Origin of the sequence: Chitinophaga sp. SYP-B3965 (assembly GCF_009647655.1) — a bacterium.
GTDB lineage: Bacteria > Bacteroidota > Bacteroidia > Chitinophagales > Chitinophagaceae > Chitinophaga.
This window is the reverse complement of the sequence record NZ_WJFD01000001.1, coordinates 3,486,707-3,507,182: the sequence shown is the minus strand read 5'-3', so window position 1 is coordinate 3,507,182 and position 20,476 is coordinate 3,486,707. Positions and strand designations below refer to the sequence as shown.

Below are 20,476 nucleotides of genomic sequence, written 5' to 3'. Positions count from 1 at the left end.
AAGCTATAAGATATGAAACTGTCTGATGTTTTAATCAAACCGGTGATATCGGAGAAGGTAAACAAGGCTACCGAAAAGTTTAACCGCTTTTACTTCATTGTTGACAAGAAAGCCAACAAACTGGAGATCAAAAAAGCAGTAGAAGATTTCTACGGCGTAACCGTTGCAGAAGTTAATACAATGGTGGTTCCAGGCAAGAATAAAACCCGCTTCACAAAAGCAGGCTTTATCTCAGGCCGCAAACCTTCCCATAAGAAAGCAGTGGTAACACTGGCTAAAGGAGAATCCATAGATCTGTATGCTAACATATAATATACCAGTGCCGTTAGCGGCGTAAGCTGCTAACCTGGATGTATATACAGATCACATTATAAATAGTCTATTAATCATTTTGAATTAAGTAGAAAATGGCACTGAAAAAGTACAAACCGATTACAGCCGGTACCCGTTGGAAAATAGGTAATGCATATGCAGAGCTGACATCCGACACTCCTGAGAAAAGCCTTCTGGCCCCTGCTCAGAGAACTGGCGGTAGAAACGTGCAAGGTAGAAGGTCTATGCGCTACATTGGCGGTGGACACAAGAAACAATACCGTATCATCGATTTCAAACGTGATAAGGTAAGCATCCCGGCTACAGTTAAAACGATCGAGTACGATCCAAACCGTACCGCATTCATCGCGCTGCTGAGCTATGTAGATGGTGAAAAACGTTACATCATTGCTCCAAACGGATTGCAGGTAGGCGCTACTGTTATCAGCGGCCCTGAAGTTGCACCGGAACTGGGTAATGCGTTACCGTTGAAAAACATGCCTTTGGGTACTGTTGTTCATAACATCGAGCTGCAACCTGGAAAGGGAGCCGCTATCGCACGCAGTGCCGGTACTTATGCACAACTGAGCAATAAGGAAGAAAAATACGCTGTGTTGAAAATGCCTTCCGGCGAACTGCGCAAAGTGTTAAGCACTTGCATGGCTACCGTAGGTACAGTTTCTAACTCTGATCACGCGCTGCAATCTATCGGTAAGGCTGGTGCCAACCGTTGGAGAGGTATTAAGCCCCGTACGCGTGGTGTGGCCATGAACCCTGTAGATCACCCGATGGGTGGTGGTGAAGGTAGGGCTTCAGGTGGTCACCCAAGATCAAGGAATGGCAAATATGCTAAAGGTCTGAAAACCAGGAAAAGGCATAAGAGCTCAGATAAACTGATCATCACCCGTAAAAACGGTAAGAAAGTATAAATAACGCTTAACAAGTTTTAATTCTGTTAAACCGGAGTTGAAATCTTAAATAAACAAGAATATGGGTCGTTCCATTAAAAAAGGTCCTTACGTAGACTTCAAATTAGAGAAGAAGGTAGAAAAGCAGAACGATGGTGGTTCCAAACGTACGGTTATTAAAACCTGGAGTCGTCGTTCTACTATCACTCCTGATTTTGTAGGCCACACTTTTGCCGTGCACAACGGTAACAAGTTCATCCCGGTTTACGTAACCGAGTTCATGGTGGGTCACAAACTGGGTGAATTTGCACCTACCCGCAACTTCAAGGGACACGCAAACAAGAAAATGTAGTCATCCGTTTTTTAAACGCTGACTCGAAACTTATATAACACAGAAACAAATCACAATGGAAGCAGTAGCTAAGCTGAACAACAATCCTACATCCACCCGCAAAATGCGTTTGCTCGCAGATTTGATCCGTGGTCTGGATGCAGAGAAAGCTTTGAATATTTTGAAATTCCATCCTAAACACCCTAGCGTGCCGCTGGAAAAACTGTTGCTATCAGCTATAGCCAACTGGAAGATCAAAAACGAAGGCGCTAGGATTGAAGATGCTAACCTGTTCGTAAAGACTGTCATGGTAGATGGTGGTCGCGTTCTCAAAAGGATGCGCCCAGCTCCACAAGGTAGAGGTTACCGTGTGCGCAAAAGAAGTAATCACGTAACACTGGTTGTAGACGGTCGTGCTGCTAAGTAAGCAGATCAGCTGTAGGAAAAAAATATATTTAAAACTCATAGACAAATAAAACCAGAACATGGGTCAGAAAACAAATCCTATTGGTAACAGGTTAGGTATCATCAGAGGATGGGACTCTAATTGGTATGGAAGCAAAAAAGATTATGCTTCCAAGCTGATCGAGGATAACAAGATCAGGACTTACCTGAATGCACGTATCAACAAAGGCGGCATTTCACGCGTAGTGATCGAAAGAACACTCGGTAAGCTCATCATCACCATTCATACCTCTAAGCCTGGTATCATCATAGGTAAAGGTGGTAACGAAGTGGACCGCATCAAGGAAGAACTGAAGAAACTGACTGGAAAAGAAGATGTTCAGATCAACATTCTGGAGATCCGTCGTCCGGAGATAGATGCTACCATCGTTGCTGAAACGATCGCTAAACAGATCGAAAGCCGCATCAACTACAAACGTGCAATCAAAATGTCCATTGCTACCGCTCTCCGTATGGGTGCAGAAGGTATCAAGGTGAAAGTTGGTGGTCGTTTAGGTGGTGCTGAGATCGCCCGTTCAGAAGAAATGAAACAAGGCCGCGTGCCCCTGCATACTTTCCGTATGGATATCGACTACGCTTCTTTATTCGCCCTTACTGTTTACGGTAAGATCGGTATCAAAGTGTGGATCTGTAAAGGTGAAGTATTAGGCAAACGTGATCTGAACCCGAACGCTGTTTCAGGTAAAGATGGTGAAAGCCGCGTAGGTGGTGGTCATCAGGGCGGTGGAAACCGTGGTGGTGGAGATCATCGTGGTGGTGGTGGTGGAAGAGACAACCGCGGTGGCGGTGGTGGTGGAAACCGTGGTGGTGGAGATCGTGGTCCCCGCAAATAATCACACAGCTGTTGGAAACTAATTAACAAACTTTTTTAACAACATAAACGATGTTACAGCCCAAGAGAACGAAACACAGGAAGATGCACAAAGGCCGCATCAAAGGTAACGCAAAGAGGGGCGCAGCTCTTTCTTTCGGTTCATTCGGCCTTAAAGCATTGGAACCTAAGTGGATCACAGACCGTCAGATAGAAGCTGCACGGGTGGCGCTGACCAGGCATATGAAGCGTGAAGGTAACGTGTGGATCCGTATTTTCCCAGACAAACCTATCACTGCTAAGCCGTTGGAAGTGAGGATGGGTAAAGGTAAAGGTGCTCCAGACCATTGGGCATGTGTAGTAAAGCCCGGTCGCATCCTGTTTGAAGCAGACGGTGTTTCCATGCAAGTAGCTAAAGAAGCTATGGAACTGGCCGCACAGAAACTGCCGATCAAGGTGAAATTCGTAGTGCGCCGCGACTATGTTGCTTAATTGCACCAGCGTATTCAACCTGATCAAGTAAACAAACCTGATAACCAGACAAAATTTTAAAAAATGCCAAAAGCAATACTGGATCTTAAAAGCCTGACTGAACAAGACCTCAAAGACAAACTGTCTGAGGAAAAGTTGCGCTTGAAAAAGGTCACGTTCAGCCACGCGGTAACACCGATAGAAAATCCGATGAGCATCCGCTTCATCAGAAGAGACATCGCACGTATCCAAACTGAACTGCGCAGAAGAGCGTTGGGATTCTAGTTCAAACTAGTACCAACGGTGGGTTGGAATATAGTGATAGCTATTAACCAGCAAAAACAATAAACACTCTCCTTTACCATGTAAAAATGGCCCGGAGTAAAATAACTTTCAAAATGACCGACGAAAGAAAAGTAAGAAAAACCAGGATCGGACTGGTATCCAGCAACAAAATGGATAAGACCGTTACCGTGGAAGTTGAACGTAAAGTGAAACACCCGATCTATGGTAAGTTCATCAAGAAAACCACCAAGTTCATGGCACACGATGAAAAAAACGAGTGCAGCATTGGTGATACAGTACGTATCATGGAATCCCGTCCGCTGAGCAAAAACAAAAGCTGGCGCATGGTAGAAGTGATCGCTAAAGTAAAGTAATTATTCATTTGTTTCAAGCTGCCCGTCATCAACTGATACGCAGCCTCTGCTAAAACAATTAACAACGTATTACGATGATACAACAAGAATCAAGGCTGAACGTAGCTGATAACAGTGGTGCTAAAGAAGTACTCTGTATCCGCGTACTCGGCAACTCCGGTCAGGATTATGCAGGTGTGGGTGATAAGATTGTAGTGACTGTAAAAGATGCTATCCCCGGTGGTGGCGTAAAGAAAGGCACAGTAACCAAAGCTGTTATTGTAAGAACAAAGAAGAAACTCCGTCGTAAAGATGGTTCTTACATCCGCTTCGATGATAACGCCGTTGTATTGCTGAATAACTCAGACGAGCCACGCGGTACCCGTATTTTCGGTCCGGTTGCACGTGAGCTTCGCGATAAAGGATATATGAAGATCATCTCCCTGGCGCCAGAAGTGCTTTAAGGAGTAGAATATATGTTCGGATCTGGAATTAAAGATTTTGAGAATAAAGGTGGTATATATGAAAATTACCTTTATCTGAAGACTGTAATTCAAGATCCGAATTCTTTACATATCTTTGCAGCCCGTTTAAAAAACGACATAAATATTAATCAAGTAGAACAAGTGTTCCGCTTGGCGTTTATAAATAAACAAACAGATGAAAACTAGATTTAAGCCTAAGTTCAACATTAAGAAAGGCGACCTGGTGGTGGTAGTTACCGGCGACGATAAAGACCGGACCAAACCCCGCAAGGTGTTGGAAGTGATTCTTGACAAAGCCCGCGTATTAGTGGAAGGCGTTAACATCATCACTAAACACACTAAACCTTCTGCCCAAAATACCAAAGGTGGTATTGTTAAGGTAGAAGCTCCTATTGCTATCTCTAATGTAATGTTATGGGATGCAAAGGCTGGCGCGCCTACACGCGTAGCTCGTCAGGAAAAAGAAGGTAAAATAGTTCGTATCGCTAAAAAATCAGGGGAGGTAATCAAATAATGGCAAACACATCATATCAACCCAGGCTGCAAACTAAATACCGTACTGAAGTAGTATCTACTTTGCACAAGAAATTTAACTATAAAAGCGTAATGCAGGTTCCCCGCCTTACCAAGATATGCCTGAACCAGGGTATCAACGGTGCGGTTGGTGATAAGAAACTGGTAGATGTTGCAGTAGACGAAATGACCCGTATCGCTGGTCAGAAAGCTATTGCTACTATGTCTAAAAAGGACATCTCCAACTTTAAACTGCGTAAACACATGCCAATTGGTGCCCGTGTTACTTTACGTGGTGTAAATATGTACGAGTTCCTGGACAGGCTGATCTCCGTATCCCTGCCACGTGTTCGTGACTTTAAAGGTATCAGCGAAAAAGCTTTTGACGGCCGTGGTAACTATACCTTGGGTGTTACTGAGCAGATCATCTTCCCTGAGATCGACATCGATAAAGTTTCCCGTATGACCGGTATGGATATCACTTTCGTGACCACTGCCAAAACCAACGAAGAAGCTTACGAACTGTTGAAAGAAATGGGTATGCCTTTCAAGAACATCAGAAAAGAAAACTAACATTAATATTTCATAATCAATTATGGCAAAAGAATCCGTAAAAGCCAGACAAAGAAAGAGAGAAGTGATGGTGGCCAAGTTCGCAGAAAAACGCGCTGCTTTAAAAGCAGAAGGCAATTATGCTGAGCTTGACAAACTGCCTAAAAACGCATCTCCCGTTCGCCTGCACAACAGATGTCAACTGTCCGGTCGTCCAAAAGGATATATCCGTATGTTTGGCATGTGTCGTAACATGTTCCGCGACATGGCACTGGCAGGTAAGATCCCTGGTGTAAGAAAAGCAAGCTGGTAATTCAATTCGAATTATCAACCTGTAGATTAACTTGATTCCTATCTTTTTCGATTGGATATCGCATTGTACAAACTGTAAACTATTCAACAATGGTTACTGATCCAATAGCAGATTTTTTAACACGCATCCGCAACGCCCAGATGGCAAATCACAGGATCGTGGAAATTCCGGCTTCAAAACTGAAGAAGCGCATTACCGAAATCTTGTATGATAAAGGTTATATCCTGAAATACAAATTCGAAGAGGACAATAAACAAGGCCTCATTAAGATAGCATTGAAATACGATGCGAATACTAAAGTTCCCGCTATCACTGACCTGCAAAGGATCAGCCGTCCGGGTCTGCGCCAGTATTCCAAACCAGAAGGTTTCACACGCGTGAAGAACGGTTTGGGTATTGCTATCATCTCCACTTCCAAAGGTGTAATGACCGATAAGGAAGCGAAAGTACAGAACGTAGGTGGCGAAGTAGTTTGCTTCGTTTATTAATATAACTATCCCGCCTGAGTAAGGCGGGATTTATGGCATATCTGACAATTAAGCTCTTACTATACGGCGCTGAACACGGATTGCCTGATTTTACACAACACAATTAAACTGACTGATTATGTCACGTATAGGAAGAAGTCCTATTAAATTGGCCAGCGGAGTTACAGTAACTGTATCCCCTGCTAATGAGATCACGGTTAAAGGTCCAAAAGGTGAATTGAAGAGAGAAATGGACCGTGATATCAAACTGGAAGTGAAAGATGGTGAGATCCTGATCTCCCGTCCTACAGACCAGATCCGTCACCGTGCTTTGCATGGTTTGTACCGTTCCCTGGTAGCCAACATGGTTACAGGTGTAACAGAAGGATTCAAGAAACAACTCGAACTCGTGGGTGTTGGTTATAAAGCTGCGAACCAGGGTCAGTTGTTGGACTTATCTTTAGGTTATTCTCACAACATCGTCTTCGAAATACCTGCTGAACTGAAGGTTGCAACCCTCACTGAAAAAGGTCAGAACCCGAAGATCATGCTGGAAGGTATAGACAATCAACTGTTAGGCCAGGTTGCCGCTAAGATCCGCAGCCTCCGTAAACCAGAACCATACAAAGGTAAAGGTGTTCGTTACACAGGTGAAGAGGTACGTAAGAAAGCTGGTAAATCTGCCGGTAAGTAATAACCGCCACGCCGCGTAACCGGTAAGAGCAAACAGTATTAATAATTAATAAAGAGTAATAGTCCCGGCAGCATCGGGATTTAAATACACTTAGTAATGAGTACAAGAACAGACAGAAGACAGAATATCCGCTTCAGGATCCGTAAAAAGATCAGCGGAACTGCACAACTTCCTCGTTTAGCGGTTTACCGCAGCAACGCAGATATTTATGTGCAGCTGATTGACGATACCAATGGCACTACCCTGGCATCCGCTTCTTCCCGTGATAAGGATATCAAAGCCCAGCAAGGTACCAAATCCGAGAAATCAAAGCTGGTGGGCACTGTGCTGGCAAATAAAGCCACTGCATTGGGACTCACAACCTGCGTATTTGACAGGAGTGGCTACCTCTACCATGGTCGTGTAAAAGCAGTAGCTGACGGAGCACGCGAAGGCGGACTGCAATTCTAATTCCATAATGGAGTTAGAGTGTATAAACAATCTGATATCGTAATTCTTATTAAATAAAAATGGCAAAGAATTCATTCAATAAAGTAAAAGCTGGCGATCTTGAGCTGAAAGAAAAGGTTGTAGCTATCAACAGGGTTACCAAAACCACCAAGGGCGGCCGGACTTTCAGTTTCTCCGCACTGGTTGTTGTAGGTAACGAGAACGGTGTGGTAGGCCACGGTCTTGGTAAAGCCAAGGAAGTGCAGGAAGCCATCACCAAAGGGATCGACGACGCTAAAAAGAACCTGATCAAAGTTCCGGTATATCATGGCACTATTCCTCACGACCAATTGGCTAAGGAAGGTGCAGCGAAAGTATTTATCAAACCAGCTGCCCATGGTACTGGTGTGATCGCTGGAGGTTCTATGCGTGCGGTGCTGGAAAGCGCTGGTATTACAGACGTTCTGGCTAAATCCCTGGGTTCTGCTAATCCCCACAACGTGGTGAAAGCAACTTTCAAAGCTCTGGGCCTGCTGCGTGAACCTATGCAATTCGCAAAAACACGTGGCGTTTCCCTGAAGAAAGTATTCAACGGATAAGCATTATTTCTAATTAGAAATATATAAAGTAAAATGGCAAAGATTAAAGTCACTCAGGTAAAAAGTGGTATCGACCGTCCGGAAAGACAAAAGCTGACCCTCAAGGCGCTTGGTCTGAAAAAGATGCATGCCACTGTAGAAGTAGAAGCAACTCCCCAGGTGCTGGGCATGGTGCGTGCCGTTAACCATCTGGTAAAGGTGGAGAATGTAAACGCATAATGTAACAATTACATTGGCTTCTTACTTTTTTGAATTATTATTGTAAAAGCGAGCGGTTGATTTCCGCGTAAGTAAAACAATTAAAGCTATGAATTTACAGAATTTAAGGCCTGCACAAGGCGCAGTACATAAATCAAAACGTTTAGGACGTGGTGAAGCATCCGGTAAAGGTGGTACTGCTACGAAAGGTAACAAAGGTGCTCAATCCAATACTGGTTATGCCAGCAAAAGAGGTCACGAAGGTGGTCAGATGCCAATTCAACGTCGTTTACCTAAACGTGGTTTCGTTCCGATCAACCGTACTGAATACAAAGTGTTCAACTTAGGAGATCTGGATGTGATCATCGAAAAATACGGCCTGCAAGAGTTCTCCATCGAAAACTTATACATGAACGGCCTCATCAGCAAAACCGCTAAAGTAAAAGTACTCGCACAAGGGGAACTGAAAAGCAAAGTAACGCTGAAAGTGAACGCGATCAGTGAGAAAGCCAAAACAGCAGTGGAAGCAGCTGGTGGATCAATAGAACTGGTTTAAGAAATTACGATAGAGAAGGCGCCTACGGAGTAGTGCGTCTTTTCGAATTTTACACGCGTTATTAAACTCTTATCTTCCTGTGAAGAAATTTATCGAAACCATAAAGAACATCTGGAGCATCGAGGACTTGCGCAAGCGCATTGGTACCACGCTGCTTCTGGTACTGGTGTACCGCGTAGGTTCCTATATCACCCTTCCCGGTCTCGATCCAAATGAGCTGGCAAAATTCTCTGAGACGTCTCAAAAAGGCATCCTGGGCCTCTTCAATATGTTCGCCGGTGGATCATTCTCCCGCGCTTCCATCTTTGCCCTGGGTATCATGCCCTATATCTCGGCGTCTATCGCTATTCAACTGCTCACGATTGCAGTACCCTATTTCCAGAAATTACAAAAGGAAGGTGACAGCGGAAGGAAGAAGATCAATCAATATACCCGTATCCTGACCGTAATTGTTACGGCTTTCCAGGCCAGCGCGTATGTTGCTTACCTGAGAACACAGTCTGGTGGCGCACTGATCCCTGAATATGGATCCTTCATGTTCTGGTTGTCTACCACCGTAGTACTCACTGCAGGTACATTGTTCGTAATGTGGTTAGGAGAAAAGATCACAGATAAAGGTATTGGTAACGGTACTTCTATCATCATCATGACCGGGATCCTTGCCCGTTTGCCAGAAGCCCTGTTGCAAGAGCTGTCGCTCAGAACAACCGGTGCAGGTGGTGGACTGCTGATATTCCTGGTAGAGATCGCATTTTTCATCCTCATCACTGTGGGCCTTATCCTGCTGGTACAAGGTACCCGTAAGATCCCGGTGAACTATGCCAAACGCATTGTTGGTAATAAGCAATACGGAGGTGTACGCCAGTTCATTCCTTTGAAAGTGAATGCTGCCGGTGTAATGCCCATCATCTTTGCCCAGGCTATCATGTTCATCCCGGCTACCGCTATTGGTTTTGCAACTGATAATGCAGGTGCCTCTGCTTTTATCCGCATATTCAGCGATCATACGAATCCTTATTATAACCTGATCTACGCAGTACTGGTGATTGTGTTCACTTTCTTCTACACAGCACTGATCTTTAATCCAACCCAAATGGCGGATGAGATGAAGCGTAACAATGGTTTTGTTCCCGGTGTTAAACCTGGTAAAGCCACGGCAGATTATATAGGAGCAGTTATGGACCGTATCACCCTTCCCGGAGCGTTCTTCCTGGCATTGGTTGGTATCCTGCCCGGCATTGCCGCAGCAGTAAATATCAACGCTGCCTTTGCAACCTTCTTCGGTGGTACTTCTCTGCTGATCATGGTAGGGGTTATCCTGGATACCCTGCAACAGATCGAAAGCCAGTTGCTTATGCGCCACTACGATGGCCTGATGAGTTCCGGCAGGATCAAAGGCAGGACCAGCCCGGCTAACGCCTGATCAAAACAATCATAAGAATTAAAGATATAACGCACCAGGAGTCTCCGATTCCTGGTGTTTTTTTTGTCATACTTTCCAGCTGCCTGAACCACTGCGGCCATTCTGCTGTTCATAAGGAAACAATCAGAATTTTCCATAATTTTGCACGTTATGATCCATTACAAGACGAAAGAAGAAATAGAACTGATCCGTAAAAGCGCGCAACTCGTAAGCGCTACACTGGCTGAAGTTGCCAGCAGGCTCAAACCCGGTATGAGTACTTTGGATGTGGATGCCATTGCAGAACAATTCATCCGGGATCATGGAGCAGTGCCCTCCTTCAAGAATTATAAAGGTTTTCCCAATACATGCTGCATTTCCGTGAACGAAGCCGTTGTACATGGTATCCCCAACGGGTACACTATTAAGGACGGAGACATTGTTTCTGTGGATGTAGGTGTATTCAGTGAAGGATTTCATGGGGATAGCGCTTATACCTTTGCCATCGGAGAAATTCCCACCCATGTGCAGAAACTGATGGCCGCTACCAAAACAGCCCTTAACAAAGGGATAGAAAAAGCCATTGTGGGCAACAGGGTAGGGGACATTGCGTATGCCATCCAGGAGTATGTGGAAAAGGAACGTGGATACGGGGTGGTTAGAGAGCTGGTAGGGCATGGTTTGGGCCGCAACCTTCATGAGGACCCTCAGGTACCAAATTACGGCCGCAGAGGCAGTGGAGCGGTATTGAAAGAAGGCCTGGTGATTGCCATCGAGCCGATGGTGAACCTGGGTACCCGCGATGTGGAATACCTGGAAGACGGCTGGACCGTGGTGACCAGGGACCGTAAATCATCCGTTCACTACGAGCATACCGTGTCTGTTATGAAAGGCAAACCGGATGTTTTATCCAGCTTTGAAGGGATAGAGGCAGCAGAGAAAAAGAATCCTGCCATCAATTCGGCTTACCTGAATTAAATCAGCGATAGCAGCGCGTAGAACGTTGAAGTTCACTTTAAAAGTGTATCTTTGCCATCTAATTTTGAAAACTGAGAAGATTGGGATGAATCCCTATATCAGAATTCCAAAATAATACACTTTGTAATAACCTGATATTGAGTGAGTTTTAGCGGTCACAATAACGCCTGTTAAAAGTTTTCCACACAGTGACGCTTTTCCAAAGATTATTTGCGGTATTTTTTCAGTTTAAGAACTTTTTGTGGTATCTTTGCATTCCTAAAATTTTTTATGGCGAAACAGGCACTCATTAAACAGGATGGTATTATTCTAGAAGCCTTATCAAATGCTATGTTCCGGGTAAAACTGGAAAACGGGCACGAAATTCTAGCCACCATCTCTGGAAAAATGAGAATGCACTATATCCGCATCCTGCCCGGTGATAAAGTGGGCGTTGAGATGAGTCCTTACGATTTGAGCAGGGGCCGTATAATTTTCAGGTACAAATAGGTAATAACTTTAGACTATAACTTTTGACTCATGAAAGTAAGAGCTTCCATCAAAAAAAGAAGTGCAGACTGCAAGATCGTTCGCCGCAAAGGTGTTTTGCTGGTGATCAACAAAAAGAATCCTCGTTTTAAACAACGTCAGGGTTAATCAGTATCTGTATTCATTAATAAGAATTATAAATTAAACAATTGATATGGCACGTATAGCCGGTATTGATCTTCCTAAAAACAAAAGAGGCGAAATTGGTCTGACTTATATCTTCGGTATTGGTCACTCAACCTCAGTGTATATCCTGGAGAAAGCAGGCATTGATCTTAACAAAAAAGTGAGAGACTGGGATGATGATGAGCAAGGCGCCATCCGGAATATCATTAATAACGAACTGAAAGTAGAAGGTCAGTTGCGTTCTGAAGTTCAGATGAACATCAAACGTTTACTGGATATCGCCTGCTACCGTGGTCTCCGTCACAGGAAGGGTCTGCCGGTTAGAGGTCAACGTACCCGTACCAACAGCCGTACCCGTAAAGGTAAACGTAAAACCGTTGCCGGTAAAAAGAAGGCACCGAAGAAATAGTAAGATCTCTTTGCTGGTCTCCCTCTTTCCAGATCCGGGAACTGGCGGCATAAAGGGTTTTTATATAAAAAGGGATTTGGAATTTCATAGTTGGAATTTTAACGAATTATGGCAAAAGCAACTAATACAAAAGCTGCCGCTAAGAAGAGGGTAGTAAAGGTGGATAACTTCGGAGATGTACATATCTCCGCTAGTTTCAATAACATCATTGTTAGCATCACTAACAAGCAAGGTCAGGTTATCTCCTGGTCTTCTGCTGGTAAAATGGGCTTTAAGGGTTCTAAGAAGAACACTCCTTATGCTGCTCAGCTGGCTGCTTCAGATGCTGCAAAAACCGCTTTTGACGCAGGTTTGAAAAGAGCAGATGTATTTGTAAAAGGACCAGGTGCAGGTCGTGAGAGTGCTATCCGCGCTATCTCTAACTCAGGCATCGAGGTAACCCTCATCAAAGACGTGACGCCGCTTCCGCACAACGGTTGCCGTCCTCCGAAGAAGAGAAGGGTATAGTAAAGACATTTATTTTTACGAATTATCTGTTACAATGAACATTTGTATCAGGTAATTCGTATTCGTAATGTATAATTAGTATATTTATTTTTAACAGTGGGTGTGCGATCGAATTTTAAGATTTTTAAATGAGCGTACACCGTAACTAAAAATCTGAACCAAACAACATGGCAAGGTACACAGGACCCAAGACCAAGATCTCCAGGATTTTTGGCGAGCCCATTTTAGGAAATGGCAAGTATTTAGGTAAGAACAGCAATCCTCCCGGTCAGCACGGTGCACAACGCAAACGTAAACAACTGGGCGAATATGCTTTGCAGCTGAGAGAGAAACAAAAAGCTAAATACACTTATGGTGTATTAGAGCGCCAGTTCCGTAACCTGTTCGAAGAAGCTACCCGCAGAAAAGGCGTTACCGGTGAAATCCTGATCAAGTTACTGGAAGCTCGTTTAGATAACGCAGTTTTCCGTCTTGGTATCGCACCTTCCCGTCCTGCAGCCCGTCAGCTTGTTGCGCATAAGCACATCACAGTGAACGGAGCAGTAGTGAACGTTCCTTCTTTACAATTGAAACCAGGAGATGTGATCGGTCTGAAGAATAAAACAGCCGGTAACACTTCACTCACCAGCAACATCCGCGGAAAGAATCCAAAGTTCAGCTGGCTGGATTGGAATGAAAAAGACATGAAAGGTATTTTCATTGCATATCCTGAGAGAGAAAGCGTTCCTGAGAACATCAAGGAACAACTGATCGTAGAATTGTACTCTAAGTAATATGTTATAGCCACCTACCGGTGGCTATGGCCGTGTAACATAAGTTAAACTCATAAATCAAGCATATCAATGGCAATTCTTAATTTCCAAAAGCCTGACAAGATCGTTTTGCAGAAGTCCACGGACTTTGAAGCTCAATTCGAATTCCGTCCATTAGAACCAGGTTATGGTGTGACAGTTGGTAACGCGCTCCGCCGTGTACTGTTGTCTTCATTGGAGGGCTATGCCATTGTGGGAATAAAGATTGAAGGCGCCGATCACGAGTTTGCTACCCTGAAAGGGATCACTGAAGACGTTACCGAGATCATCCTCAACCTGAAACAAGTACGTTTCAAGAAGATCGTTGAGAATGAGGTAGGCAGCGAGAAAATTCAGATCTCCATTAAAGGTAAAACTGAGTTTCGTGCAGATATGATCGAGAAAGCAACCAACTCTTTCCAGATCATGAACCCTGAACTGCTGATTTGCACCCTGGATCCTTCCGCTAAGCTGGATATTGAACTGACGATCGGTAAAGGTCGCGGTTACGTTCCTGCTGAAGAGAACAGACCCAAAGATGCAATCTTCGGATACATCGCCATCGATTCCGTATTTACGCCCATCAAGAACGTAAAGTATAGCATCGAGAACACCCGGGTGGAACAAAAGACCGACTATGAGAAGTTGATCATGGAAGTTCACACGGACGGTACTATACATCCGGAAGAAGCTGTTAAACAAGCTTCCCGCATCCTGATCCAACACCTGATGATCATCACTGATGAAAATATCAGCTTTGATACAAAGGACACCGAGAAAGAAGATGTTGTAGACGAGCAAACACTGCAACTCCGCAAGATCCTGAAAACTCCGCTGGAAGATCTGGACCTGAGCGTTCGTGCATTCAACTGCCTGAAAGCTGCAAAGATCAACTCCCTGAGCGAACTCGTTCAATACGAGCAGGAGGAACTTATGAAATTCAGGAACTTCGGTCAAAAATCACTCAGCGAGATCGAGCAAGTACTCGGCGAAAGAGGTCTTCACTTCGGTATGGACCTGTCCAAACTGAAACTGGACGAAGAATAGAATATTAATAGCACAAATCACGGATCGCTGTAAAGCATCCGTGATTTGTATTTATAACAAGTACCTTGTAAATCCTGACACGGTGCAAGGGAACACAAAACAAACATGTCATGCGTCACGGAGTAAAATTAAATAAGCTGAGCCGCACTGCTGCTCACCGTAAGAGTCTGATGAGTAACCTCGCTTGCGAGCTGATCAGCCACAAACGTATTCAAACTACATTGGCAAAAGCAAAAGCGCTGCGCGTGTATATCGAACCATTGTTAACACGTGGTAAATCAGACGATACACACAACCGTCGTGTTGTATTTAGCTATTTGCAGGATAAAGAAGCTATCAAAGAATTGTTCGGAACCATCAGCGAAAAGATCGCTACCCGTCCAGGTGGTTATACCCGTATCATCAAGCTTGGCAAACGTCATGGTGACAATGCTGAAGTAGCAATGATCGAACTGGTTGACTTCAACGAGATCTACGGTAAAACTGCAGAAGCTGACAAAGCACCTGCTAAGAAAACCCGTCGTGCTGGTGGTGCCAAGAAGAAAGCAGATGATGCTGCTGCTCCTGCTGCTGAAGAAAAAGCCGCTGAATAGTTCTAAAGAACTGAATATATTAGAGGGACAAAGCTTTTGCTTTGTCCCTTTTTTTATTTGATATAGTCCCTAACCTAACTACCCCGTTATGAATGCAAAACATGCAATTACCTATGCTATTATCAGTACCAGCGCTTTCTGTACTTATGGCTGCCAGCCTGCAAAGAATGAATTTAACTCCTTTAGTGCGCCAGGAGGTTTGCTGGAAATTCAAACACCGGTCACATTGGTGAGCACAAACCTGCCGCTCCCTGCGGACGCAAAGGAAAAGATGGAATCACTCATCTTTTATTCGGGCTCAATGGATGATAATTTCGTGATCCTGTTAAATGAGGTAAAGTATAAGGACTACGTGAATATCCCACTGGAGGTGGCTGCAAGAAGCGGGATCCGCCACCTAAAGCAAAATGGGGACGTCTCAGACTTTAATTTCACACAAGATTCAACGATCGTTTCAGGCTACCCTGCCATCCTGCTGAAAGGCAGCTATAATTCCCAAAACACTATACAGCGGGGCTTTTTGGCGGAAGTAATAAAGAACGGAATAGCTACCTTCTCCGTAATGGTCATTTATGACAGGTCCAAAGAAGGCCAGGAAGAGTGTGCGGATAAAGTAATTCGTTCTATAAAGGTTAAAACAAATTAAATATTTACTATATTTGATATGTAGAAAACCTATATCCTATGTACTACCTGAAGTGCGGTTATTGCGCAGAGCATAGCGCATTAAAATCCGAATACATCACTTTCTGTGACCATTGCGGCAAAAAATTCTCTTCAAATTATGCAGACTGGAAGCTGCAACACCCTAATAGTACGTTTGCAGCATACGAAATAGAGGTAGGCGTGCCCGAAGCCAGGTACGAAGCGATCATGAAGAAGCGCAACCGCCAGGGATTTGACCTGCGGAAGAAGGCTGCGCTGATCACCACCGTTGTGGTATTGATCGCCTGTAGTACGGTGGGGGCCTATTACGGGCCAACATTGGTTAAACTGTTCCAGGAACCCGTTGTTCCGGTTGCCATGTTAAATACAGAGAATTGGCGCACGTTCAGAGGGAATATCCTTCAATTGCAGACACCTTTATCCTTATCGCCGGTATCTGTTAAGGATGAGCCCAATATACGCCTGAAAGCCTTTAAAGGGGGAAGTACCGGAGAAGGCCTGGTGATCAGGATGGACGAGGTGGTGTACCTGGCTAATAACTATATTGGTCTTGAACTGGCATCTAAAGAGGCTGCCAACCAGCTGAGCAGGGGAGAGGGCATCTCACAATTCACTTATGTGGAAAAAAACGTTGTGATAATGGGCCAGCAGGCCATACTGCAACATGGTAGTTACATTTACAAACAATCCTCACCAATAGAATTTAATAGCCTGATAGTAGTAAAAGGTGGTACCCGGGTACAGCTGCTGGTGGCTCATCGCGGAAATGATGAAACAGGAAAAAAGATAGCGGAAAAGGTGATGGGATCAGCAAGATTGAATTGATCTTAAATAACCTGTCCAAAATTCAAAATCATGCCCTAACTTTGCACAGTTTTAACCGTTCCTTCCAGGGAACATAAAAAAGAAAGGGTAAGAAGAAATGCCGCAGACTACCAGATCATCACAGCCGGCCATGCTGTTATTAGAAGATGGCACCGTTTTCCATGGTAAAGCTTTCGGAAAAGTTGGAACAGCTTCCGGAGAACTTTGTTTTAATACAGGGATGACGGGTTACCAGGAAGTGTTCACAGATCCTTCTTATAAAGGACAGGTGCTGATCATGAACAATTGTTACGTAGGTAACTATGGTACCAAGAATGAAGATGTAGAGAGCAGCAGTGTGAAGATCAGCGGGCTGATCTGTAAGAACATCGCCCATAATTTCTCCCGCAAAATGGCGGATACTTCGCTCGCTCAGTTCCTCGAAGAAAATAATCTTGTAGCTATTCATGAAGTGGATACACGCGCACTTGTTTCGCATATTCGCAGCAAAGGCGCTATGAACTGCATCATCTCTTCTGAAATATTGGACGAAGCGGAATTGAAAGCAAAACTTTCCAAAGTTCCATCTATGGAGGGTCTGGCGTTGTGTGCAGAAGTTTCTACCAAAGAACCTTATTTCATCGGCGATCCAAATGCAGAGATCCGTATAGCCGTAATTGATAACGGTGTAAAGCGTAACATGCTGAAATGCCTTTCTGAAAAGGGTGCATACCTGAAAGTACATCCTACCCAGGCTACTTTTGCAGAATGTGAAACTTTTAAACCACACGCTTACTTCATTTCCAACGGTCCCGGCGATCCGGCTCCGCTTACTTATGCAGTAGATACGATCAAACAGGTATTGGCTGCAGAACGTCCACTCTTTGGAATTTGCCTGGGTCACCAGTTACTGGCGATGGCTAATGGCATTCCTACTTATAAAATGCATCACGGTCACCGCGGACTGAACCATCCGGTGAAGAACCTGCTGACCGGTAAATGCGAGATCACCACCCAGAACCATGGTTTTGCTATAGACGCAAAGGCTGTGGCAGCTTCTGAAAATGTGGAAATTACCCACGTAAACCTGAACGATAATTCTGTGGAAGGGATCCGTATTAAGAACAAACCTGCGTTTTCAGTGCAATACCATCCGGAATCAACTCCTGGTCCGCACGATTCCCGCTATTTGTTTGATGACTTCTTTACAATGATCAAGTCGAATATGTAGAAATAAAATGGAATGGGGGAAACCCCATTTCATTGACTTTATTAAAAGGAAAGGTCCCGAGGAATCGGGACCTTTGCATTTTAAAATTCCACGTTATGAAAACTAGCGAAAGGTACTATGCGGTTAAGCACAATACCCACCTTGTCTTTTCATTACATGACAATAATATGAAAAAATTGGAATGAACACCCTGCTATTATGACGGAAATTTCCTTGAAATCGAGGATTTTAAATTGCAATCGGTTGGAAAAAGATAATTCTTGATATTAGGGGAAAAAAAATACGGCTCTGTGAACAGAGCCGTTTGCCTTTATAAATTCCACGTTATGAAAAACTGATACAAAAATATGTTGATTAGCTAAAACGTTTTAGTTTGTCGCCGTTTTTTTACATAGTGTTGATAATGCAAAGGTCGCGCCATTTTCCCATTTGTCAAAATTATACAAGTTAAATTTTTGCTAAGTAGGTTTAGAATTTTGTGTACCATACATTTAATTTTTAGCTATTCAACTTCTCATCCTTTGCGTCCTGATTACACAGTAAAAGTAGGCAATAAAATCATATTTCAAAACAACAATGTTGAAAAAATCGGTTGTTTTTACTGAAAAAGCATATATAGAATTTATTGTAATGTAAATATCCAGTATTTATAGGCATTCCAGCCTCCCTTTTTGGAAACATGATTTTTGTCATGTTTCAGAAGAATAATGTTTTTTTAACATGAACTTCTGGGTTTTTAACCGGTTGCTGGCAAGATTCAAATCCTCCCGGGATAAATTTCCAGTGCTTTTTCCAGCGTTTTCATCGCTTTTGTGATAGATTCCTGATTTATTACATAAGCTAAGCGTACTTCCTGCTTTCCAAGCCCCGGTGTAGCATAAAAACCGGTAGCCGGAGACAGCATAACTGTTTGCTCTTCATATGAAAAGGACTCCAGCAGCCACTGGCAGAACTTATCTGCATCATCAATAGGCAAACGCGCCATAGCATAGAATGCTCCGCCCGGATTAGGGCAGAATACGCCAGGGATCTTATTCAGCAAGGATACGAGCACATCGCGGCGGCTTTGATATTCAGCCTTGATCCCGTCGAAATAGTTGTCAGGAAGGTCTACTGCAGCTTCTGCGGCAATTTGAGCGAAACTGGGTGGGCTAAGGCGGGCTTGTGCAAACTTCATCACGGAATCCAGGATCGTTCTGTTATGGGTAACTACTGCCCCAATACGTGCACCACAGGCACTGTATCGTTTGGATATAGTATCAAACACCACTACATGATTATCCAACCCTGTAAGATTCAGTGCAGAGATGTTTTCCCCGTCGTAACAGAATTCCCTGTAAGCCTCATCGGAGAAAAGGAAGAGATTATGTTTAAGGCAGATCTGTTTTAATACTTCCATCTCTGCACGGCTATATAAATAACCGGTAGGGTTGTTTGGGTTACAGATAAGGATAGCCTTTGTTTTTGGCGTGATCTTTTTTTCGAAATCAGCGATCGGAGGCAAAGCAAAACCGGTATCAATAGAGGAGGTCACCGGAACGATGGCGATGTTCGCTTCTGTGGCAAACCCATTATAGTTGGCATAAAAAGGTTCCGGTACAATTACTTCGTCTCCCGGATCCAGGCAGGCCATAAAACCAAACAGGATAGCTTCTGAACCACCAGTGGTTACAATGATCTCCGTATGGTCTACGGTGATGTCAAATTTCTTATAATAACTGATCAGCTTGCGGCGGTAGCTTTCGTTACCCGCGCTATGGCTGTAGTCCAGTATCTTAAAAGTAGAATGTCTTACCGCATCCAGCACTGGCTGAGGCGTTTCAATATCCGGTTGGCCAATGTTGAGATGGTAAACGGTAACCCCTTTTTTCTTAGCGGCTTCTGCAAAGGGAACCAGCTTGCGAATGGGAGAGGGTGGCATGGTCTGGCCACGCTGACTGATATTAGGCATTTGGTGTATTATTTAGCGTTGCAAAGGTATTGTAATGGAGTATAACAAAAAAAGCCCCCGTGATGAACGGAGGCTTTATATGCGAAAGATTTGTATGATTAATTCTCTACCGTACCGGTAAGGATCAATTCTTTCTCCTGTTCAACTCCTTTCAGTTTGAGATAAATTGTTTTTTGTGGTTTACCTACCTGATTGGCGCTGTACGTTGCAGTGATCTTACCGGCTTTACCAGGAAGGATTGGTTCTACTGTCCAGTTAGGAACAGTACAACCGCAACTGGCAGTAGCCTTTTCGATCAATACAGGTTCTTTGGAGATATTTGTAAATTCGAAAGTGATCGTTACGGGTTTGTTGAATTTAGTTACACCAAAATCAACATTGTCTTTTTTGAATTTCACTTTAGCATCAACCGCATTGGTTGCGCCAGATCCATTCTGTGCCTGAGCCCACACTGCGGTGGTTAACAGCAAACTTGCAAATAGGGATAAGATAACTTTTTTCATCTTGTATAAATTTGGTTTTTATCGATCGGTTAAAACATAATAGTTCCTACCAGTTTCCTTAACAAATTTACGGCCAAAAATTGAACCGCAGATATCAAGATATTAAAAATTTCTTAAAAATTTAAATATTACAGGAATTCAACCGGGCATTTACCCATTCATCAATTTCCACTACATTTGTGCTTTAACCAGGTAAGC

Annotated in this window: 32 protein-coding genes; 30 read left to right on the top strand and 2 right to left on the bottom strand. The window is 43.8% G+C overall.

Annotation, left to right across the window (positions count from 1 at the left end):
* Positions 1 to 12 precede the first annotated feature (12 nt).
* The 30 genes from rplW (at position 13) to carA (ending at position 17,824) form a co-directional block, all read left to right on the top strand.
* Positions 13 to 312 carry a 50S ribosomal protein L23 gene (gene rplW, locus GFS24_RS14005; RefSeq protein ID WP_074240029.1) on the top strand — a complete coding sequence of 100 codons (300 nt, stop codon included), beginning with the start codon at positions 13 to 15 and terminating at the stop codon, positions 310 to 312.
* Positions 313 to 407: 95 nt separating this feature from the next.
* The gene (gene rplB, locus GFS24_RS14000) at positions 408 to 1,241 is read left to right on the top strand and encodes a 50S ribosomal protein L2 (protein ID WP_153660165.1); all 834 of its coding nucleotides are present in this window, start codon (positions 408 to 410) and stop codon (positions 1,239 to 1,241) included.
* Between the two features lie 61 nt (positions 1,242 to 1,302).
* Positions 1,303 to 1,572: a 30S ribosomal protein S19 gene (gene rpsS, locus GFS24_RS13995; protein ID WP_153660164.1), complete on the top strand. Its 270-nt coding sequence runs from the start codon at positions 1,303 to 1,305 to the stop codon at positions 1,570 to 1,572.
* 55 nt (positions 1,573 to 1,627) lie between these two features.
* Complete coding sequence (rplV, locus tag GFS24_RS13990) at positions 1,628 to 1,978, top strand: 50S ribosomal protein L22 (protein WP_153660163.1); 351 nt, start codon at positions 1,628 to 1,630, stop codon at positions 1,976 to 1,978.
* 58 nt (positions 1,979 to 2,036) lie between these two features.
* A complete protein-coding gene (gene rpsC / locus GFS24_RS13985) occupies positions 2,037 to 2,849 on the top strand; it encodes a 30S ribosomal protein S3 (RefSeq protein WP_153660162.1) in 813 nt (270 codons plus the stop codon).
* A gap of 50 nt (positions 2,850 to 2,899) precedes the next feature.
* Positions 2,900 to 3,319: a 50S ribosomal protein L16 gene (gene rplP / locus GFS24_RS13980; protein ID WP_153660161.1), complete on the top strand. Its 420-nt coding sequence runs from the start codon at positions 2,900 to 2,902 to the stop codon at positions 3,317 to 3,319.
* 63 nt (positions 3,320 to 3,382) lie between these two features.
* On the top strand, positions 3,383 to 3,583 hold the full coding sequence (gene rpmC, locus GFS24_RS13975; RefSeq protein WP_153660160.1) for a 50S ribosomal protein L29: 201 nt from the start codon (positions 3,383 to 3,385) through the stop codon (positions 3,581 to 3,583).
* Between the two features lie 113 nt (positions 3,584 to 3,696).
* Complete coding sequence (gene rpsQ, locus GFS24_RS13970; protein WP_153660159.1) at positions 3,697 to 3,957, top strand: 30S ribosomal protein S17; 261 nt, start codon at positions 3,697 to 3,699, stop codon at positions 3,955 to 3,957.
* A gap of 74 nt (positions 3,958 to 4,031) precedes the next feature.
* Positions 4,032 to 4,400 carry a 50S ribosomal protein L14 gene (gene rplN, locus GFS24_RS13965; RefSeq protein ID WP_074240021.1) on the top strand — a complete coding sequence of 123 codons (369 nt, stop codon included), beginning with the start codon at positions 4,032 to 4,034 and terminating at the stop codon, positions 4,398 to 4,400.
* A gap of 196 nt (positions 4,401 to 4,596) precedes the next feature.
* On the top strand, positions 4,597 to 4,935 hold the full coding sequence (gene rplX / locus GFS24_RS13960; RefSeq protein ID WP_153660158.1) for a 50S ribosomal protein L24: 339 nt from the start codon (positions 4,597 to 4,599) through the stop codon (positions 4,933 to 4,935).
* Positions 4,935 to 5,507, top strand: a complete 573-nt coding sequence (gene rplE / locus GFS24_RS13955) for a 50S ribosomal protein L5 (protein WP_153660157.1) — start codon at positions 4,935 to 4,937, stop codon at positions 5,505 to 5,507. The genes rplX and rplE overlap by 1 nt, the downstream gene beginning before the upstream one ends.
* Positions 5,508 to 5,529: 22 nt before the next feature.
* On the top strand, positions 5,530 to 5,799 hold the full coding sequence (rpsN, locus tag GFS24_RS13950) for a 30S ribosomal protein S14 (protein WP_153660156.1): 270 nt from the start codon (positions 5,530 to 5,532) through the stop codon (positions 5,797 to 5,799).
* Positions 5,800 to 5,888: 89 nt separating this feature from the next.
* Positions 5,889 to 6,287 carry a 30S ribosomal protein S8 gene (gene rpsH, locus GFS24_RS13945; protein ID WP_153660155.1) on the top strand — a complete coding sequence of 133 codons (399 nt, stop codon included), beginning with the start codon at positions 5,889 to 5,891 and terminating at the stop codon, positions 6,285 to 6,287.
* A 118-nt stretch (positions 6,288 to 6,405) separates the two neighbouring features.
* Positions 6,406 to 6,960 carry a 50S ribosomal protein L6 gene (gene rplF, locus GFS24_RS13940; RefSeq protein ID WP_153660154.1) on the top strand — a complete coding sequence of 185 codons (555 nt, stop codon included), beginning with the start codon at positions 6,406 to 6,408 and terminating at the stop codon, positions 6,958 to 6,960.
* 96 nt (positions 6,961 to 7,056) lie between these two features.
* Positions 7,057 to 7,410, top strand: coding sequence for a 50S ribosomal protein L18 (gene rplR / locus GFS24_RS13935; RefSeq protein ID WP_153660153.1), 354 nt, complete (start codon positions 7,057 to 7,059; stop codon positions 7,408 to 7,410).
* A gap of 59 nt (positions 7,411 to 7,469) precedes the next feature.
* Positions 7,470 to 7,988, top strand: coding sequence for a 30S ribosomal protein S5 (gene rpsE, locus GFS24_RS13930; protein WP_153660152.1), 519 nt, complete (start codon positions 7,470 to 7,472; stop codon positions 7,986 to 7,988).
* A 33-nt stretch (positions 7,989 to 8,021) separates the two neighbouring features.
* Positions 8,022 to 8,207, top strand: coding sequence for a 50S ribosomal protein L30 (gene rpmD, locus GFS24_RS13925; protein ID WP_074240013.1), 186 nt, complete (start codon positions 8,022 to 8,024; stop codon positions 8,205 to 8,207).
* An 88-nt stretch (positions 8,208 to 8,295) separates the two neighbouring features.
* Positions 8,296 to 8,742: a 50S ribosomal protein L15 gene (gene rplO, locus GFS24_RS13920; RefSeq protein WP_153660151.1), complete on the top strand. Its 447-nt coding sequence runs from the start codon at positions 8,296 to 8,298 to the stop codon at positions 8,740 to 8,742.
* Positions 8,743 to 8,821: 79 nt separating this feature from the next.
* Positions 8,822 to 10,165, top strand: coding sequence for a preprotein translocase subunit SecY (gene secY, locus GFS24_RS13915; protein ID WP_371730674.1), 1,344 nt, complete (start codon positions 8,822 to 8,824; stop codon positions 10,163 to 10,165).
* Between the two features lie 150 nt (positions 10,166 to 10,315).
* Positions 10,316 to 11,122 (top strand): type I methionyl aminopeptidase, encoded by an 807-nt coding sequence (gene map / locus GFS24_RS13910; protein WP_153660150.1) that lies wholly within the window; start codon positions 10,316 to 10,318, stop codon positions 11,120 to 11,122.
* A gap of 270 nt (positions 11,123 to 11,392) precedes the next feature.
* Entirely contained in the window at positions 11,393 to 11,611 is a 219-nt protein-coding gene (gene infA / locus GFS24_RS13905) for a translation initiation factor IF-1 (RefSeq protein WP_012789309.1), read from the top strand.
* Positions 11,612 to 11,641: 30 nt separating this feature from the next.
* Positions 11,642 to 11,758, top strand: a complete 117-nt coding sequence (gene rpmJ / locus GFS24_RS13900; RefSeq protein ID WP_074240009.1) for a 50S ribosomal protein L36 — start codon at positions 11,642 to 11,644, stop codon at positions 11,756 to 11,758.
* Between the two features lie 46 nt (positions 11,759 to 11,804).
* On the top strand, positions 11,805 to 12,185 hold the full coding sequence (rpsM, locus tag GFS24_RS13895) for a 30S ribosomal protein S13 (protein WP_153660149.1): 381 nt from the start codon (positions 11,805 to 11,807) through the stop codon (positions 12,183 to 12,185).
* A 108-nt stretch (positions 12,186 to 12,293) separates the two neighbouring features.
* Entirely contained in the window at positions 12,294 to 12,692 is a 399-nt protein-coding gene (gene rpsK, locus GFS24_RS13890; RefSeq protein WP_119078771.1) for a 30S ribosomal protein S11, read from the top strand.
* Positions 12,693 to 12,859: 167 nt separating this feature from the next.
* On the top strand, positions 12,860 to 13,465 hold the full coding sequence (gene rpsD, locus GFS24_RS13885; RefSeq protein ID WP_153660148.1) for a 30S ribosomal protein S4: 606 nt from the start codon (positions 12,860 to 12,862) through the stop codon (positions 13,463 to 13,465).
* 69 nt (positions 13,466 to 13,534) lie between these two features.
* Positions 13,535 to 14,530: a DNA-directed RNA polymerase subunit alpha gene (locus GFS24_RS13880; RefSeq protein WP_074240005.1), complete on the top strand. Its 996-nt coding sequence runs from the start codon at positions 13,535 to 13,537 to the stop codon at positions 14,528 to 14,530.
* Between the two features lie 110 nt (positions 14,531 to 14,640).
* Complete coding sequence (rplQ, locus tag GFS24_RS13875) at positions 14,641 to 15,123, top strand: 50S ribosomal protein L17 (RefSeq protein WP_153660147.1); 483 nt, start codon at positions 14,641 to 14,643, stop codon at positions 15,121 to 15,123.
* A gap of 88 nt (positions 15,124 to 15,211) precedes the next feature.
* The gene (locus GFS24_RS13870) at positions 15,212 to 15,769 is read left to right on the top strand and encodes a hypothetical protein (protein WP_153660146.1); all 558 of its coding nucleotides are present in this window, start codon (positions 15,212 to 15,214) and stop codon (positions 15,767 to 15,769) included.
* 38 nt (positions 15,770 to 15,807) lie between these two features.
* Positions 15,808 to 16,614: a hypothetical protein gene (locus GFS24_RS13865; protein ID WP_153660145.1), complete on the top strand. Its 807-nt coding sequence runs from the start codon at positions 15,808 to 15,810 to the stop codon at positions 16,612 to 16,614.
* Positions 16,615 to 16,711: 97 nt separating this feature from the next.
* Positions 16,712 to 17,824, top strand: coding sequence for a glutamine-hydrolyzing carbamoyl-phosphate synthase small subunit (gene carA / locus GFS24_RS13860; protein ID WP_153660144.1), 1,113 nt, complete (start codon positions 16,712 to 16,714; stop codon positions 17,822 to 17,824).
* A gap of 757 nt (positions 17,825 to 18,581) precedes the next feature.
* Here carA and GFS24_RS13855 read toward each other — a convergent pair.
* On the bottom strand, positions 18,582 to 19,775 hold the full coding sequence (locus tag GFS24_RS13855) for a pyridoxal phosphate-dependent aminotransferase (protein ID WP_153660143.1): 1,194 nt from the start codon (positions 19,773 to 19,775) through the stop codon (positions 18,582 to 18,584).
* A gap of 98 nt (positions 19,776 to 19,873) precedes the next feature.
* Positions 19,874 to 20,278 (bottom strand): DUF1573 domain-containing protein, encoded by a 405-nt coding sequence (locus tag GFS24_RS13850; protein ID WP_153660142.1) that lies wholly within the window; start codon positions 20,276 to 20,278, stop codon positions 19,874 to 19,876.
* Positions 20,279 to 20,476: the final 198 nt, after the last annotated feature.

What these genes read in the sequence shown, in the direction of transcription:
- rplW (WP_074240029.1), top strand. Translation starts at nt 13, where the DNA reads ATGAAACTGTCTGATGTTTTAATCAAACCGGTGATATCGGAGAAGGTA.
- rplB (WP_153660165.1), top strand. Translation starts at nt 408, where the DNA reads ATGGCACTGAAAAAGTACAAACCGATTACAGCCGGTACCCGTTGGAAA.
- rpsS (WP_153660164.1), top strand. Translation starts at nt 1,303, where the DNA reads ATGGGTCGTTCCATTAAAAAAGGTCCTTACGTAGACTTCAAATTAGAG.
- rplV (WP_153660163.1), top strand. Translation starts at nt 1,628, where the DNA reads ATGGAAGCAGTAGCTAAGCTGAACAACAATCCTACATCCACCCGCAAA.
- rpsC (WP_153660162.1), top strand. Translation starts at nt 2,037, where the DNA reads ATGGGTCAGAAAACAAATCCTATTGGTAACAGGTTAGGTATCATCAGA.
- rplP (WP_153660161.1), top strand. Translation starts at nt 2,900, where the DNA reads ATGTTACAGCCCAAGAGAACGAAACACAGGAAGATGCACAAAGGCCGC.
- rpmC (WP_153660160.1), top strand. Translation starts at nt 3,383, where the DNA reads ATGCCAAAAGCAATACTGGATCTTAAAAGCCTGACTGAACAAGACCTC.
- rpsQ (WP_153660159.1), top strand. Translation starts at nt 3,697, where the DNA reads ATGACCGACGAAAGAAAAGTAAGAAAAACCAGGATCGGACTGGTATCC.
- rplN (WP_074240021.1), top strand. Translation starts at nt 4,032, where the DNA reads ATGATACAACAAGAATCAAGGCTGAACGTAGCTGATAACAGTGGTGCT.
- rplX (WP_153660158.1), top strand. Translation starts at nt 4,597, where the DNA reads ATGAAAACTAGATTTAAGCCTAAGTTCAACATTAAGAAAGGCGACCTG.
- rplE (WP_153660157.1), top strand. Translation starts at nt 4,935, where the DNA reads ATGGCAAACACATCATATCAACCCAGGCTGCAAACTAAATACCGTACT.
- rpsN (WP_153660156.1), top strand. Translation starts at nt 5,530, where the DNA reads ATGGCAAAAGAATCCGTAAAAGCCAGACAAAGAAAGAGAGAAGTGATG.
- rpsH (WP_153660155.1), top strand. Translation starts at nt 5,889, where the DNA reads ATGGTTACTGATCCAATAGCAGATTTTTTAACACGCATCCGCAACGCC.
- rplF (WP_153660154.1), top strand. Translation starts at nt 6,406, where the DNA reads ATGTCACGTATAGGAAGAAGTCCTATTAAATTGGCCAGCGGAGTTACA.
- rplR (WP_153660153.1), top strand. Translation starts at nt 7,057, where the DNA reads ATGAGTACAAGAACAGACAGAAGACAGAATATCCGCTTCAGGATCCGT.
- rpsE (WP_153660152.1), top strand. Translation starts at nt 7,470, where the DNA reads ATGGCAAAGAATTCATTCAATAAAGTAAAAGCTGGCGATCTTGAGCTG.
- rpmD (WP_074240013.1), top strand. Translation starts at nt 8,022, where the DNA reads ATGGCAAAGATTAAAGTCACTCAGGTAAAAAGTGGTATCGACCGTCCG.
- rplO (WP_153660151.1), top strand. Translation starts at nt 8,296, where the DNA reads ATGAATTTACAGAATTTAAGGCCTGCACAAGGCGCAGTACATAAATCA.
- map (WP_153660150.1), top strand. Translation starts at nt 10,316, where the DNA reads ATGATCCATTACAAGACGAAAGAAGAAATAGAACTGATCCGTAAAAGC.
- infA (WP_012789309.1), top strand. Translation starts at nt 11,393, where the DNA reads ATGGCGAAACAGGCACTCATTAAACAGGATGGTATTATTCTAGAAGCC.
- rpmJ (WP_074240009.1), top strand. Translation starts at nt 11,642, where the DNA reads ATGAAAGTAAGAGCTTCCATCAAAAAAAGAAGTGCAGACTGCAAGATC.
- rpsM (WP_153660149.1), top strand. Translation starts at nt 11,805, where the DNA reads ATGGCACGTATAGCCGGTATTGATCTTCCTAAAAACAAAAGAGGCGAA.
- rpsK (WP_119078771.1), top strand. Translation starts at nt 12,294, where the DNA reads ATGGCAAAAGCAACTAATACAAAAGCTGCCGCTAAGAAGAGGGTAGTA.
- rpsD (WP_153660148.1), top strand. Translation starts at nt 12,860, where the DNA reads ATGGCAAGGTACACAGGACCCAAGACCAAGATCTCCAGGATTTTTGGC.
- GFS24_RS13880 (WP_074240005.1), top strand. Translation starts at nt 13,535, where the DNA reads ATGGCAATTCTTAATTTCCAAAAGCCTGACAAGATCGTTTTGCAGAAG.
- rplQ (WP_153660147.1), top strand. Translation starts at nt 14,641, where the DNA reads ATGCGTCACGGAGTAAAATTAAATAAGCTGAGCCGCACTGCTGCTCAC.
- GFS24_RS13870 (WP_153660146.1), top strand. Translation starts at nt 15,212, where the DNA reads ATGAATGCAAAACATGCAATTACCTATGCTATTATCAGTACCAGCGCT.
- GFS24_RS13865 (WP_153660145.1), top strand. Translation starts at nt 15,808, where the DNA reads ATGTACTACCTGAAGTGCGGTTATTGCGCAGAGCATAGCGCATTAAAA.
- carA (WP_153660144.1), top strand. Translation starts at nt 16,712, where the DNA reads ATGCCGCAGACTACCAGATCATCACAGCCGGCCATGCTGTTATTAGAA.
- GFS24_RS13855 (WP_153660143.1), bottom strand. Translation starts at nt 19,775, where the DNA reads ATGCCTAATATCAGTCAGCGTGGCCAGACCATGCCACCCTCTCCCATT.
- GFS24_RS13850 (WP_153660142.1), bottom strand. Translation starts at nt 20,278, where the DNA reads ATGAAAAAAGTTATCTTATCCCTATTTGCAAGTTTGCTGTTAACCACC.